The organism is Tessaracoccus flavescens (assembly GCF_001998865.1).
Lineage (GTDB): Bacteria > Actinomycetota > Actinomycetes > Propionibacteriales > Propionibacteriaceae > Arachnia > Arachnia flavescens.
Window position 1 is genome coordinate 1,171,144 of record NZ_CP019607.1, and the last position, 13,932, is coordinate 1,185,075.

Genomic DNA, 13,932 nt, shown 5'->3' on the forward strand with positions numbered 1-13,932 from the left:
CGGGCAAGCACCCCGGAAACCGACCGGTCGCCGATCCGGCTCAGGCGCCGCCCCCGAGGGTGGACGCCGTCGCGGCCATCCGGGCGACCGCCTCGGCGATGATCTCGTGCGACGTGGCGAGGTTGACCCGGACGAACTGGGCGCTCTCCTGTGCGAACTCGGAGCCGAGGTTGAATCGGACCCGGCCGACCTGATGGAACTCACGCCCCGGGTTCTCGAGGCCAAGCGGTGAGCAGTCCACCCATGCCAGATAGGTGCCCTCGGACGGGGCGTAGCTGAGCTGCGGCAACCGTTCGCCGAGCTGCTGCGCGAAGTAGGCCTTGTTTCCCGCGATCTCCTCCGCCGCCTCCGCGAGCCACTCGCGGCCGCCGGTCAACGCGGCCGAGTGCGCGATGACGCCGAAGTAGCTCGCACCGTCGGAGACCATCGGGCGCAGCTTGGCGCGGATGGCGGCGGGGCCGATCACGAGGCCCGACTTGAGCGCCGCGAGGTTGAACGACTTGGACGCCGAGGTGACGATCACCGCGTCTTCTGCGACGTCGAGGTAGGGGACGTGGCGGGCGCCTGCGAGCGGGGCGTGGATCTCGTCGGAGATCACCGTCACGTTGTACTTCTCGGCGAGGGCTGCGACCCGTTCGAGCTCCTCGCGGGTGTGGATGGTGCCGGTCGGGTTGTGCGGCGAGCACAGCAGGTAGGCGGTCGGCTGCTCGGTGCGCAACGCCTCCTCGAGACCCTCGAGGTCGAGCCGGTCGTCGACCATGGCGACCTCGACGATGCGCCGGTCGTGGCACACGCCCCTGAACGGCGGGTAGATCGGCGGGTTGATCACGACGGCGTCGCCCGGCTCCGTGACGGCCACGAGCACGTCGCGCATGCCGGTCACGACGTCGGTGACCAGCGTCGCGTCTGCCGGGTCGGTGTTCCAGCCCCATTGCCACGCGGCGTAGTCGGCGAGGGCCTCCTGGTAGGTGGGCAGCTCCGGGTAGCCGGTGTCACCGATGGCGAGCGCCTGCTCGAGCTTTTCCCGCACCGCGGGCGCGAGCATGCAGTCCATCTCGGCCACGAACAGCGGGAGCACGTCCGGCTCGAACCGCCTCCACTTGATGCTTGATCGCCTGCGCAGCTCGTCGAGGGGGACGTCGAAGATGGCCATGGGACCATCTTGCACCACCCGGCTCAGCGGCCCATCAGCGTGACGAGCTTGTGCAGGAAGGAGAGGTAGTCGTCGACCCGGCCGGGCCCGATCGGGCTCTCGGTGATGACGGCGGCCACGTCGCGCTCGAACCAGAGCTGGGCGAACTTCGGGACGAACGGCTCGGCCATCAGCTTCCAGACGGCGGGCGTCAGGGCGGCCCGGGCGCTCTCGGGCGACTCGGAGGTGACGCGCCAACGCTCGTCGAAGTCGGGGTCGCCGACCTCGATGTCGCCGCTGCCGACGAGTTGGGTGAGCGTCGGGTTGTCAAGGGTGACCCGGACCGGTTCGAGCTTCATGCCTGGCTTGCGCACGCAGATCACCTGGCGGATGTTGGCCTCGGTCCCCGCGCCGGTGACGGTGCGCCAGCCGAAGACGGGAAGCTCGCCGAACTTGCCCGCGAACGCGTCGACGTGGCGGCCGCCGGGGAGCGGGCCGTGGTTGAACCGTTCGGCGATCTCGCGGCCGTTGGGGTAGTACAGCCAGCCGCGCCGCGAGCTCCACAGCGCCCACTCGTTGCGCGGGGCGAGCCTCGGCTCGGAGAGACGGGGCGTCGAAGGCAGCGGAACGGGTGCGCGCATGGGAAGTGGCCGCGGCGGCAGTGGTCGCACCGGGTAGTAGCCGGGGACGGCGCGCGTCGACATCGGCGCCGCGCCTGGCACCATCGACAGCCCGGGCGCCGGTGCAGACGGGCTGCCGCGCAGGGCGTTGAGCACGCGTGTCGGCATCTTGTCGACGAGGCGGCGCAGCAGGTGCAGGTACCGGTCGAGCGACATGGCGGAGACCTCGCCGCGGGCGCTGAGCAGGACGGCGTCGCGCTCGAGCCAGATCTGGGAGAAGTCGGGCTGGATGTCGAAGAGGACCTCCTGCAGCGCGGTGCCGATGAGGTCGCGGGCGAACTTGTGGCTTGGCGCGACGACCTTCCAGCGCAGGTCGAAGTCGGTGTCGATGGGCACGCCCGGGTCGTCGCTGAGGAAGGTGGCCTCCATCATGGTCAGCGGCGGGAACGTGATGCCGGGAAGCTGCACGGCGACGACGTGGAGCGCGCCGTCGGGGTCACGGCCCGCCGCCCCTTGGAATCCGAAGACGGGCAGACCGCCGAGCGTCCCGGACCAGCCGTTGGTCAGTTCGCGGTCGCCGCCGTCGAACATCTCGCCGCCCCGGAACAGTCCGCGCATCGACGGCCAGAGGGCGTAGAAGCGCATGTTGCGTTCGCGCGCCCATCCCTCGATCTCGCCACTGATCACCAGATTCCTCCTTGACACCCTCCATCGTGCCAGCCCCGTGGGGCCGTGCGCCGCCGTGCGTCGCGACCGGACTGCGGGCGGGCCTGCGTGACCCGTCGCGTCGTCCGCGGGACGGCGATCGGCACTGTTGGCATCAGGGAACCTTCCGACGACGACGGCTGAGGGGTTTGAGCCTATGCCCCGCGCGGCGCATAATAGGTGCCACCGCACGACGTCGATGGGGCCATCACCCCGGAGTTGCCGGAAGAACGGTGCCTCGCGGCACTCACTAGAACCGGCGGCGGTGAGTCAAGAGTGGGGCGCCTTCGGCGTCCAAGGAGGGTGGTACCGCGGGCCGAGGCTCGTCCCTTCAGTAGTGACGCTGAAGCAAGGACACCCAGATGACAACCTCCCCCGGCTACAACGCCGTGCCTGCACAGGTCGACTTCCCGGCGATGGAACACGACATCCTGAAGCTGTGGGCCGAGCGCGACACGTTCGAGGCGACCCTGCGGCAGAGCGAGGGCGGCCAGCCCTGGACGTTCTACGAGGGCCCGCCGACGGCGAACGGCATGCCTGGCACCCACCACATCGAGGCGCGCGTCTTCAAGGACCTGTTCCCGCGCTTCCGCACGATGCGCGGCTACCACGTCGAGCGCAAGGCCGGCTGGGACTGCCACGGCCTTCCCGTCGAGCTCGCCGTCGAGAAGGAACTCGGCTTCTCCGGCAAGCCCGACATCGAGGCGTACGGCGTCGAGGCGTTCAACGCGAAGTGCCGCGAGTCGGTGCTGCGCCACGTCGACGCGTTCTCCGAGCTGACCGAGCGGATGGGCTACTGGGTCAACCTCGAAGAGGCCTACGTCACGATGGACCCCGAGTACGTCGAGTCGCTGTGGTGGGCGATGAAGCAGATCCATTCCAAGGGTCTGCTCGAGGAGGACTACCGCGTCGCCCCGTACTGTCCCCGCTGCGGTACCGCCCTGTCGGACCATGAGCTGGCCCAGGGCTACGAGGAGGTCGTCGACCCGTCGATCTTCGTGCGCTTCCCGCTGACCTCCGGCCCGCTCGCCGGCCGCGTCGATCTTCTGGTGTGGACGACGACGCCGTGGACGCTCGTGTCGAACACCGCCGTCGCGGTGCACCCCGACGTGACCTACCGCGTCGCCTCGCACGCCGACCAGAAGCCGCTGCTGATCGCCGAGCCGCTCGCCGAGAAGGTGCTCGGGGAGGAGTGGACGCTGGGCGAGTCGTTCCTGGGCCGTGACCTCGAGCGCTGGGCCTACCAGCGTCCGCTGGAGCTGGTCGAGTTCCCCGAGCCCGCACACTTCGTCGTGCTCGCCGACTACGTCACCACCGAGGACGGCTCGGGTCTGGTCCACCAGGCGCCCGCCTTCGGTGAGGACGACATGGCCGTTTGTCGCGCCTACGGGCTGCCTTTCGTGAACCCGGTGCGCAAGGACGGCACGTTCGAGGAGGAGCTCGACCTCGTCGGCGGCATGTTCTTCAAGGCGGCCAACACCCCGATCGTTGCCGACCTCTCCGAGCGCGGGCTGCTGTTCCGCAAGCTCGACTACACCCACACCTACCCGCACTGCTGGCGCTGCCACACCCCGCTGCTCTACTACGCCATGCCTTCCTGGTACATCCGCACCACGAAGATCAAGGACGAGATGCTGGCCGAGAACGAGGCCACCAACTGGCATCCGGACAGCATCAAGCACGGCCGCTACGGCGACTGGCTGAACAACAACATCGACTGGGCGCTTTCCCGCAGCCGCTACTGGGGCACGCCGCTGCCGATCTGGCGCTGCGAGGACGACCATCAGGTCTGCGTCGGCTCCCGTGCGGAGCTGAGCGAGCTGACCGGCAGAGACCAGAGCGAGCTCGACCCGCACCGTCCTTACGTCGACGACGTGGTGTTCGCCTGCCCGACGTGCGGCAAGGAGTCGCGCCGTGTGCCCGAGGTGATCGACGCGTGGTTCGACTCCGGGTCGATGCCGTTCGCGCAGTGGGGCTTCCCGCACGCCGAGGGCTCGCAGGAGAAGTTCGCCGACCGCTACCCCGCCGACTTCATCTGCGAGGCGATCGACCAGACCCGTGGCTGGTTCTACTCGCTGATGGCCGTCGGGACGCTCGTGTTCGACAAGTCGGCGTACCGCAACGTCGTGTGCCTCGGCCACATCCTCGCCGACGACGGCCGCAAGATGAGCAAGCACCTCGGCAACGTGCTCGAGCCGATCCCGCTGATGGATCAGCACGGAGCAGACGCCGTCCGCTGGTTCATGGCGTGCTCGGGTTCGCCGTGGTCGGCGCGTCGGGTCGGCCATCAGGCGATCGGCGAGACGGTCCGCAAGGTGCTGATCACCTACTGGAACACCGTTGCCTTCCAGTCGCTTTACGCGCGCGCCGCGAACTGGACGCCGTCGGGCGGGGCGCCCGCGGTGGCCGAGCGGCACGTGCTCGACCGTTGGCTGACGTCTGCCACCCAGCAGCTGATCCTCGAGACCACCGAGGCGCTGGAGGGCTACGACACGCAGCGCTACGGGCAGGCGCTTTCTGGCTTCATCGACGCGCTGTCCAACTGGCACGTGCGCCGCTCCCGCCGCCGCTTCTGGGCTGGCGACGAGGGCGCGCTGTGGACGCTACACGAGACCCTCGACACGCTGACCCGCCTGCTGGCGCCGATCATGCCGTTCGTCACGGAGCGCGTGTGGCAGGACCTGTTCCACGCCGCCGACCCGGAGGGCCCCGACTCGGTGCACCTCACCGCCTGGCCGGTCGCCGACGAGTCGCTGATCATCCCCGCGCTGTCCGAGGCGATGGAGATGACCCGCCGCACCGTCGAGCTGGGCCGCGCCGCGCGGGCCGAGTCGAAGGTGAAGGTGCGCCAGGCGCTGCGCAGGATGCTTGTGCCTTCCGCGATCTTCGAGAAGCTCTCCCCCGAGCTGCAGGACGAGATCAAGGCGGAGCTGAACGTCGAGTCGATCGAGTCGTTCGCCTCCGCAGGCGACCTGGTCGACCATTCGGCGAAGGGCAACTTCCGCAACCTCGGCAAGCGGTTCGCCCAGCGCACCCCGCTGATCGCGAAGGCCATCGCCGAGCTGGACGCCGAGTGGCTGGCCACCCAGCTGCGCGACGCGGGCCGCGCCGTCCTCGAGTTCGAGGGCGAGCAGCTCGAGCTTGGCCCCGACGACGTGATCGTGACGGAGCGTCCGCGCGAGGGCTGGTCGGTCGTCAACGAGCAGGGCGAGACGGTCGCGCTCGACCTTGAGCTGACGCCCGAGCTGATCCAGTCGGGCCAGGCGCGCGAGGTGATCCGCTTCATCCAGGAGGCCCGCAAGCGCGCAGGCCTCGAGGTCTCGGACCGGATCCGGATCGTGCTGGAGGCCGGCCCCGAGCTGACCGCCGCGATCGCCGCGCACCGCGACCTGATCGCGGGCGAGGTGCTCGCCGTCGAACTGATCCAGGACGAGGTCGACTCGGCCACCGACGAGGACGAGGAGCTGAACCTGCGCCTGCGGCTGGTCAAGGCCTGACCCGGGAGCATCCCGGCACCCGACGGGTGGTGTGTGTCCACGCCACGCACCACCGTCGACACAGCTTCGCGAGGATCTGAGCGTAGCGACAGCGCGTGGTCAGCGCAGGTCGGGAAGGGTGGCGTCGACGTGCTGGATGCCGGAGTCACGCAGGCACTCCTCCAGCACCCGCATCACCTCGAGCGTGTCGCTCAGCGGCATGGTCGGCGACTCCGTGGCGCCCTCGGAGATCCGCTTGGTGGCCTCGGCAAACTCGTGGCTGTAGCCGCGGCCCGACGGTGCGGCCTCGATGATCCGCGGCAGCACCCCGGCGCGGTGGACGGTGATCACCGACGGGTGGTGGAACCGCGGCTCGATCTCGATCCAGCCCTTCGTGCCGACGACGATCATCCGGCCGGGGCCGGGACCGTCGAAGCCGCACGACAGCGAGGAGAGTCCTTCGCCCACGTGGGACAGGGTGATCGCTGAGGCCTTCTCGACGCCGGTCGGGTAGAGGCGGGTGACGCACTCGACGCTCTTCACGTCGCCGAGGAACATCTGGGCCATGTTGACCAGGTAGACGCCGAGGTCGAGGATCGCGCCGCCGCCGAGCTTCGCCTCGAACAGCCGGTTGCCCGCCTCGTACTCACGGAAGGCGTACAGGTCTCCCTGGACGGCGATCGCGTCGCCGATCCTGCCCCAGGCGACCACTTCGCGTGCGGCGGCGACCGCCGGCAGGAAGCGGGTCCACATGGCCTCCATGGCGAAGACGCCGCGGGCCTGGGCCGCGTCGACGATCTGCCTGGCTCCGTCAAGGGTGGCCGCGAAGGCCTTCTCGACCATGACGGCCTTACCCGCCGCGATGGCCGCGAGGGCGACGTCGCGGTGCTGGGGATGGGGGGTGGCGATGTAGACGGCGTCGATCTCCGGGTCGGAGATCATCTCGCGGTAGCTGCCGTAGGCGGCGGGGATGCCGTGGTGGGCCGCGAACACGTCTGCCTTGTGCTGGGAGCGCGATGCGATTCCGACGAGGCTGGCCCCGGGAACGAACTGGAAATCGCCCGCAACCGAGCCCGCGATGGATCCTGCTCCGACTATTCCCCAACGCACCGTACTCATGGCCCGAGCCTATCGGTGTGGGGCCGTTTCTGAGCAGGGTTCAGGCGACCCAGGCAGGCGACATGGCGGGTTCGGGGAAGGCTTCGCGGACCGCGCGCGGCGGGTCCGTCGAGGGCAGGGTGGGGCCTCGGAGCCGGTGTCGTCGGTGGAGGCGCGGCCGCCGTTGCGGATCGAGGTGCCGGGGTGCGGTGAACAGCGGCAGTCTCGAAGCCTCGTCGAGGTGGATCTGCCACTGCGCCTCGGGCGGCTTCAGCGGATCGGGTTCGACCAGCCGGTGGTGGTAGGCGCAGACGAGCACCCCGTTGCTGAGGGAGGTTTCGCCGCCTGCCCACCACGGGATGATGTGGTGCGCGTCGCAGGCGGAAGGGGTGGCATCGCAGCCGGGGAAGGCGCAGCCCTGGTCGCGGTGGGCCAGCGCCCTGCGCAACGTTCCGGCGAACAGCCGACTGGAGCGACCGACGTCCAGTACCTCGGACTGTGCGCCGAGGACGGCGGGGATGAGGTGGGCGTCGCAGGCAATGCGCCGCGCGTCTGCGGCGGTGAGGCGGACGCCGGTGGGAACCGAGGAGACCGCGCCGACGCCGCTGGCGAGGGTCTCGTAATCGAGGGTGATGAACACGTGGGGCCTGTCGCCCGCGCTGACGGGCAGACTTCCGGAGGCAGCGGCCAGGGCGCAGAGCCTGACCAGCGCATCGGCCCGGCGGGCGGCGCGGGTGGGCAGGTCTCCGGTGTGCTGGTACGACGCGGCCGACGGCATCAGGGCCTCGAGCTGGGCGAGGAGGGCCTCGCCTTCCGCGACGGGAACCTGGCCTCGGATCAGCATCGAGCCGTGATGGTCTGGCACGACGACGAGGGTGCGGGCGGCCTGCGCGACGCGGGCCTGGCGGGCGAGGTGGTCTGCCTCGACGGCCTCTGCGTGCTCCGGATCGGTCACCTCCGCCATGCGGGTGGCAAGGCGGAGGAGATCGTCTGGATCGAACTGGGCGGCGTAGCCGATGAGATCTGCCTGGCGGCGCTCGTGCCCCTCGGCGCTGAGCGCAGCCGGGGCCTTCTTCAGGCCGGAGACGATGGCCCGGGCCTGCGCCTCGGAGATGGTGCCCGCCGACCATGCCCGTCCGATCAGCTCGAATCGCTCGGACAGCTCCGCCGCGAGGCGGACATCCGCGTGCGCCCTGCGCCGGGTGATCCGGTTGGTGGCGTGCAGCTGATCTGTGACGTTGTGCCCCGGCTCGGCGGTGAGGGCGGCCTCGTGGATGAGGCTGAGCCGGGTGGCGGAGAACTGGGTGACGGCGACATCCAGGGTGGCCACGAGCTCGAGCTTCTGGGAGCTGGAGAGCGCGGCCGACGATGCCTCGCGCAGGGCGACCCAGACGGCTTCGATGCGCCGTTCCAGCTCGTCCACTGCGATGTGTTCCATACCCTTATTCTCCGCGACGCCACTGACAGTTTTTCACCTATCCACAGGGCATTGACAAGGAAATTCGATGATTCTTCCAGCCTCTGCATCTCCCTCACGCGGGGTCTCGCAGACCGCTGATCCGACAAGCCCCGGGCGGCGTTGACTGCAAGGTGTGGACGCCCTCGCCCGCATGGCGAACAGACCCACCTACCGAGGCAGGCCCCGTGCAGCAAGAGCAGGCCGTCCCGGCACGACAGACGCCCGAAGCCGCGGGCCAGAACTCGGCCGTCGCGGCGCGGTGCACCCATCAGCCCGGCTCATGCGCCCAGACCAGATGCGGCTGCTGTGCTGCGCGCCTGCCCGGATCGACCAGCGGACCCGGTCGGCCAGCCCCCGCGGGTCACGGCTGGAGGCTGCCACCCACGCAGCCAGGTCGGCAGGCCCCGCCCCGCCAGACCCGACCCATCCTTCCCCCACGACCGGCGCGGTTCGGTCCTGGCAACGCGCTTCCCGCCTACTGTCCGAGCGAGGCCAGCAGGTGCCGACCGCCGACCCGCCAGCCACCGCGACGACGGCACGGCTCCAGGCGCCTGGCGCTCGGAACCTGGCGACCCACCCGGTTCTCCTCGGCGAATCCCACCCGAACGTCGATGCCGCCATCGCGGGGGCTGGGCGCGTGAGGGCCTCGTCCACCCACCTCCACGCAGAGCCACCGGTCTGTTCCGGCGACCCTCGCACGGCCTCACGGGCCGTCCCCTGTGGCAGGCTGGGTCGAGAGTCCCGAAGGCGAGGTGGTGATGGTGATGACCGGTGCCGAGCACTTGCTGATCACCGAGGGCGCACCCCTCAGCGAGCGACACCGCAGAGTCCTGAAGAGCATCGTCGCGGTGGTGGTGGCAGGCCTGTGGGCATTCACCCTCTACCTCCATGTGCTGCTCGCGGCCATCTTCTTCCTCCCAAGCGACGAGATGCCCGATCGCGGCGGCGTGCAGCTCGGCTTCGGGGTCGGATTCATCGTGATCGGCTTCCTCGTCGCTGCCTCGACCACCTGGCTCAGCCGACGGCTCGGGCCGACCGCATTCGGGCTGACCAATGTCGTCGTCATGGCCCTGCTCTTCATCCTCACCTGGCTGTAACCGGCCGGCCACCGTCCGGACTCGACGACCACGACGGCGTCGCGTCGGAGCTCCTGGGAATCCAACCGCCCCTTAACCAACAGCAACAGAACCCGGCCTCCGCATGGCCTCGTATTACCGTGCAGAGACAAGGAGGACTCCATGGGGAGCAGCCGGACGGACGAGGAGTTCGACGCTTTCGTGCGCAGCTCGTTCGCGCGGCTGACCCGCACGGGTTACCTGCTCTGCGGCGACTGGCACAAGGCCGAGGACGCGGCGCAGACGGCCCTCCTGCGACTCCACAAGCGCTGGGCTCGCATGGGCAGCGGCCGTGAGGCCTACGCCCGCCGGGCCGTCGTCACCATCCTGATCGACGAGTCCCGCCGACCTTGGCGGCGCGAGTCGCCGCAGGACGACATCAGGGACGGCACAGTCGCGGACTGGTCGGGAACCGTCGACGACCGCGACCAGCTCACCCGGGCCCTGTCCCAGCTCACCCCGCGCCGACGGACCTGCGTGGTCATGCGGTTCTACCTCGACGCGTCCGTCGCCGACACCGCCGAGGCCCTCGGCTGCTCGGAGGGCAACGTCAAACGGATGACATCGGAGGCGCTGCACGCGCTGCGCGACATCCTCACCCCCACCAGGAGTCAGACATGAACGACAACGAACACCTGACACACCTCATGCGCAGGAGCGTCGACGACCACGAGATCACCACCCCCGACCTGCTCCCCCGCGCGAAGGCGTCGCGGACGAGGCGGCGGGTCGGCGGCGTCGCGGGCGTCGCTGTGCTGGTCGCGGCGGGCGCGTTCGCCGTGAACTCCACGCTCGCCTCGACGAACGTCGCAACCCCCGAGCCGGCCGAGCCTGCGCCGTCGACGGCGCCTGCCGAGCCCGCCCCGTCCGTGCGGCCGACGGAACAGGCGCTCTCCAACGAGGAGGTCGCGCTCCGCTGCCAGTCGCAGCTCGACGCGTACAACGCCGACCCCGACTACGTCCCCGAGGGTTTCGCCTACCCGGCCTGGCAGATCGCCCACACCGACCAGCAGTACCGGGTGGGCGACGCCGTGCTGTTCCTCGACCCGAGCAAGGACTTCCGGTGGCCGCTCTGCATCGTGCCCGCCGAGGGCGATGCGCCGACGGAGATTCCCGACCCGGCCCCCAGTCTCGACAACCCTGAACGCCTGCTCGGACTCTGCTCCCAGTACCTCCACAACGTGCTGCCGCCAGAGAGCGACGAGCAGTTCATCGAGGGAAACCCGACCCGCCACTACGACTTCGAGACCCCGGATCTGCGAGGCGCGACGATCGTGGCGGGGGCGGAGGAGGCAGGTAACGTCACCGCCCTGCTCAAGCTCGGCGACGCCTTCTACACCTGCGACCAGGCCGGACTCGACGGCGACCTGCCAAACAGCGTCACCCGCGAGCCGTCCTATGCGTCCGGCGACGAGTTCCCGGGCGCGGGCCTCGCCTACTTCCTCCCAGGCAACGGCAAGAGCGACGACCCGTCCGTCAGGCCCTACCTGGCAGGCTCCGGCCACGTCCCGGTCAAGCGCGCCACGAGCTTCGTGATCGACGGCCACCTCAGCGTCGAGATCGCCGAGGACGGCAGCTACGCCTTCATCGAGCACACCCAGCCGAAGCAGAGCGGGGCGATGACGATCGACTACCTCGACGCGGAGGGCAACGTCCTCCACACCTCGACCGACGGCGGGGATCCCTACATCGTGCCGTGACGCGGCGTCAGGGGCGCTGGGCGAGGACGAAGAGACGATCGGTGTCCTCGCCCACCTCCACGTACGCCTCGATCTCCACGAGGCCCGCCGCGGCAAACGCCGCCCTGACCTGCGCCGGATCGTGCCGCACCCACGGCGTCGACACCTCGTGCCCGAGCCACTCGTCTGTCGTCTCGACGGCGGCGCCCGCGTGCAGCGCGACCGCGAGGATCCCCTCCTCGTCGAGCAGGTTGGCCAGGTAGGCGACCTGCTGGGCCACCTCGTTGGGCGTGTAGTGGATCAGGCTGTACCAGGCGGTGATCGCGCCCCAACCCGCCGCGGCAGGCGGACGGAGCAGCGTGCGCTGGTCGGCCAGCTCGAAGGCGAGGTCGGGGTGCGACCGGCGGGCGACGTCGAGCATCTCGGGTGAGAAGTCGTAGCCGGTCACCTGGGCGCCGGCCCTTGCGAGGGCGGCGGTGATCGCGCCGGTGCCCGCGCCGACGTCGGCGACGGGCCGGTCCCACGCAAGCTCGGCGACGCGCTCGATCAGCCAGCGCTCGATCGGCCGCTCGTCGAGCCAGGTGCCGAACTGCTCCTGATACTCCTCGGCGACGGCGGCGTAGGTGGCGCGGAGTTGGTCGTCGCGCTCCCCCGCACCCTCGGCGAGGATCTGCTCCCGGTCAACGTCCGCCACCGGGCCGGGCGCCGCCGGCACCTCCCCGAGCAGATGTACCCACCGGGCGTCCTGCTGCCCGGGGCGTCGCGGAAGCTCGACGACGAGCGGCTCCTCACGGGCGGCCATCCGCTTCAGCGTCGCCTCGACGTCGGCGCGGTCGGCGAAGCCGTGCAGCCGGTCGGTGCGGGTCTTCAGCTCGCCGGGGGCCTGTGGTCCGCGCAGCAGCAGCACGGTGAGCAGGGCCCGCTCGTCCGGCGCGAGCGCGAGCACCTCGACGGCGACCTGCGCGTACTTGATGGTGCGCCGTCCGTGGTCGGCCCACGTCGAGCCGGCCAGGCCGTGGTCCTTGAGCGCGCGCATGCCGTCCTGGACGGTGCGGTCGTCGTACTCGACGACTGGCTCGCGGCTGCTCGTCTGGTTGCAGGCCGTGCGCAGCGCGTTGAGCGTCAGCGGATAGCTGGCCGGCACCGTCACCTCCTTCTCGAGGAGGCATCCGAGCACACGCTGCTCGACGGGTGTGAGGTTCGGCAGGCTCATGTCTGCAGAGATTACCGGCCGTCGTCGCGGACGCTGTCGTCCAGATCACGCCGGACGACTAGACTCTTGGAGGTTTCCCAGGAGGTTATGCATGGGTCGCATCGTTCAGAAGTTCGGCGGATCGTCCGTTGCGGACGCCGAGTCCATCAAGCGCGTCGCGCGCCGGATCGCCCGCACCCGCGGCGAAGGGCACGACGTCATCATCGTCATCTCGGCGATGGGTGACACCACCGACGACCTGATGGACCTCGCCCTCAAGGTGTCGCCGCGGCCCAAGTCGCGCGAGCTCGACATGCTGCTCACCACCGGGGAGCGCCAGTCGGCGGCCCTGCTGGCGATGGCGCTGTCCGACCTCGGCGTCGCAGCCGTCTCCTACACCGGCTCGCAGGCGGGCGTCATCACGACCCCCACCCACGGCAACGCGCGCATCATCGACATCACGCCCGGCCGCGTCGAGAAGGCGCTCGGTGAGGGCAACGTCGCGATCGTGGCCGGCTTCCAGGGCGTCGCGCAAACCACGAAGGACGTCACCACGCTCGGCCGTGGCGCCTCCGACACCACCGCCGTCGCGCTCGCCGCCGCGCTGGGCGCCGACTACTGCGAGATCTACTCCGATGTCGACGGCGTCTACACCGCTGATCCGCGCATCGTGAAGTCCGCCCGACACGTCCAGGAGATCGGGTACGAGGACATGATGGAGATGGCCGCCTCGGGCGCCAAGATCCTCCACCTGCGGTGCGTCGAGTACGCCCGCCGCGAGGGAGTGCCCGTGCACGTGCGCTCCTCCTTCTCCGACCAGCCAGGCACCTGGGTCAAGAACCAGGACGAGATCACCAAGGACGACACCATGGAAGAAGCCATCATCACCGGCGTCGCGCACGATCGCGGCGAGGCAAAGATCACCATCGCGGGCGTTCCCGACAAGGTCGGCGAGGCCGCCCGCATCTTCCGCGCCGTCGCGGACGAAGACCTCAACATCGACATGATCGTCCAGAACATCTCGCGGCTCAGCGACGTCAAGACCGACATCTCGTTCACGCTTCCGATGTCGGACGGGGCGAAGGCCATCGCGGCGCTCGAGGCGGTCAAGGACGAGGTCGGCTTCGACGAACTGCTCTACGACGACCAGATCGGAAAGGTCTCCGTCGTGGGCGTCGGGATGCGCTCACACCCTGGCGTCTCGGCCACCTTCTTCGACGCCCTCGCCAAGGCCGACGTGAACCTGCAGATGATCTCCACCTCCGAGATCCGGATCTCCGTGATCGTCGGGGCTGACGACGTCGACCGCGCCGTCCGTGCGGCCCACACCGCGTTCGGGCTCGACGCCGACTCGGAGGCCACCGTCTACGCGGGCACCGGTCGCTGAACCACCGCCACCCACGTCGAGCAGCCGACCCGCAGCGGGTCGGCTGCAGTGTGTCGTAGGGTGGTCTGA

10 protein-coding genes are annotated in these 13,932 nt (G+C 69.8%); 5 read left to right on the plus strand and 5 right to left on the minus strand.

Translation table 11 applies throughout. The features are described from left to right. Positions 1 to 40: 40 nt before the first annotated feature. Positions 41 to 1,153: a MalY/PatB family protein gene (locus BW733_RS05700; RefSeq protein WP_077348711.1), complete on the minus strand. Its 1,113-nt coding sequence runs from the start codon at positions 1,151 to 1,153 to the stop codon at positions 41 to 43. Between the two features lie 23 nt (positions 1,154 to 1,176). After that, the gene (locus tag BW733_RS05705) at positions 1,177 to 2,439 is read right to left on the minus strand and encodes a hypothetical protein (protein ID WP_077348714.1); all 1,263 of its coding nucleotides are present in this window, start codon (positions 2,437 to 2,439) and stop codon (positions 1,177 to 1,179) included. A 380-nt stretch (positions 2,440 to 2,819) separates the two neighbouring features. Between BW733_RS05705 and ileS the strand changes: the two genes are divergently transcribed. After that, positions 2,820 to 5,954 (plus strand): isoleucine--tRNA ligase, encoded by a 3,135-nt coding sequence (gene ileS, locus BW733_RS05710; protein WP_077348716.1) that lies wholly within the window; start codon positions 2,820 to 2,822, stop codon positions 5,952 to 5,954. A 99-nt stretch (positions 5,955 to 6,053) separates the two neighbouring features. Here the strand turns inward: ileS and BW733_RS05715 are convergent, their stop codons facing one another. Together BW733_RS05715 and BW733_RS05720 are read right to left on the minus strand one after the other, a co-directional pair. Further along, complete coding sequence (locus tag BW733_RS05715; RefSeq protein ID WP_077348719.1) at positions 6,054 to 7,052, minus strand: Gfo/Idh/MocA family protein; 999 nt, start codon at positions 7,050 to 7,052, stop codon at positions 6,054 to 6,056. Between the two features lie 40 nt (positions 7,053 to 7,092). Then, positions 7,093 to 8,469: an HNH endonuclease signature motif containing protein gene (locus tag BW733_RS05720; RefSeq protein ID WP_077348721.1), complete on the minus strand. Its 1,377-nt coding sequence runs from the start codon at positions 8,467 to 8,469 to the stop codon at positions 7,093 to 7,095. Positions 8,470 to 9,245: 776 nt separating this feature from the next. On the opposite strand from BW733_RS05720, the gene BW733_RS05725 reads away from it, so the two are divergent. The 3 genes from BW733_RS05725 to BW733_RS05735 all read left to right on the plus strand — a co-directional run bounded on the left by BW733_RS05725 (position 9,246) and on the right by BW733_RS05735 (position 11,305). Next, a complete protein-coding gene (locus BW733_RS05725; protein WP_152024583.1) occupies positions 9,246 to 9,587 on the plus strand; it encodes a hypothetical protein in 342 nt (113 codons plus the stop codon). Positions 9,588 to 9,728: 141 nt separating this feature from the next. After that, on the plus strand, positions 9,729 to 10,226 hold the full coding sequence (locus BW733_RS05730) for a SigE family RNA polymerase sigma factor (RefSeq protein WP_077348725.1): 498 nt from the start codon (positions 9,729 to 9,731) through the stop codon (positions 10,224 to 10,226). Then, positions 10,223 to 11,305, plus strand: a complete 1,083-nt coding sequence (locus tag BW733_RS05735) for a hypothetical protein (RefSeq protein WP_077348727.1) — start codon at positions 10,223 to 10,225, stop codon at positions 11,303 to 11,305. The genes BW733_RS05730 and BW733_RS05735 overlap by 4 nt, the downstream gene beginning before the upstream one ends. Positions 11,306 to 11,312: 7 nt before the next feature. On the opposite strand, the gene BW733_RS05740 is transcribed toward BW733_RS05735, so the two are convergent. Then, the gene (locus BW733_RS05740) at positions 11,313 to 12,497 is read right to left on the minus strand and encodes a DUF480 domain-containing protein (protein ID WP_077348729.1); all 1,185 of its coding nucleotides are present in this window, start codon (positions 12,495 to 12,497) and stop codon (positions 11,313 to 11,315) included. A gap of 91 nt (positions 12,498 to 12,588) precedes the next feature. Between BW733_RS05740 and BW733_RS05745 the strand changes: the two genes are divergently transcribed. Further along, positions 12,589 to 13,863, plus strand: coding sequence for an aspartate kinase (locus BW733_RS05745; RefSeq protein WP_077348731.1), 1,275 nt, complete (start codon positions 12,589 to 12,591; stop codon positions 13,861 to 13,863). Positions 13,864 to 13,932: the final 69 nt, after the last annotated feature.

Excerpts from the sequence above, each read along its gene's own strand:
- BW733_RS05700 (WP_077348711.1), bottom strand. The coding sequence starts at position 1,153 with ATGGCCATCTTCGACGTCCCCCTCGACGAGCTGCGCAGGCGATCAAGC.
- ileS (WP_077348716.1), top strand. The coding sequence starts at position 2,820 with ATGACAACCTCCCCCGGCTACAACGCCGTGCCTGCACAGGTCGACTTC.
- BW733_RS05715 (WP_077348719.1), bottom strand. The coding sequence starts at position 7,052 with ATGAGTACGGTGCGTTGGGGAATAGTCGGAGCAGGATCCATCGCGGGC.
- BW733_RS05720 (WP_077348721.1), bottom strand. The coding sequence starts at position 8,469 with ATGGAACACATCGCAGTGGACGAGCTGGAACGGCGCATCGAAGCCGTC.
- BW733_RS05730 (WP_077348725.1), top strand. The coding sequence starts at position 9,729 with ATGGGGAGCAGCCGGACGGACGAGGAGTTCGACGCTTTCGTGCGCAGC.
- BW733_RS05735 (WP_077348727.1), top strand. The coding sequence starts at position 10,223 with ATGAACGACAACGAACACCTGACACACCTCATGCGCAGGAGCGTCGAC.
- BW733_RS05740 (WP_077348729.1), bottom strand. The coding sequence starts at position 12,497 with ATGAGCCTGCCGAACCTCACACCCGTCGAGCAGCGTGTGCTCGGATGC.
- BW733_RS05745 (WP_077348731.1), top strand. The coding sequence starts at position 12,589 with ATGGGTCGCATCGTTCAGAAGTTCGGCGGATCGTCCGTTGCGGACGCC.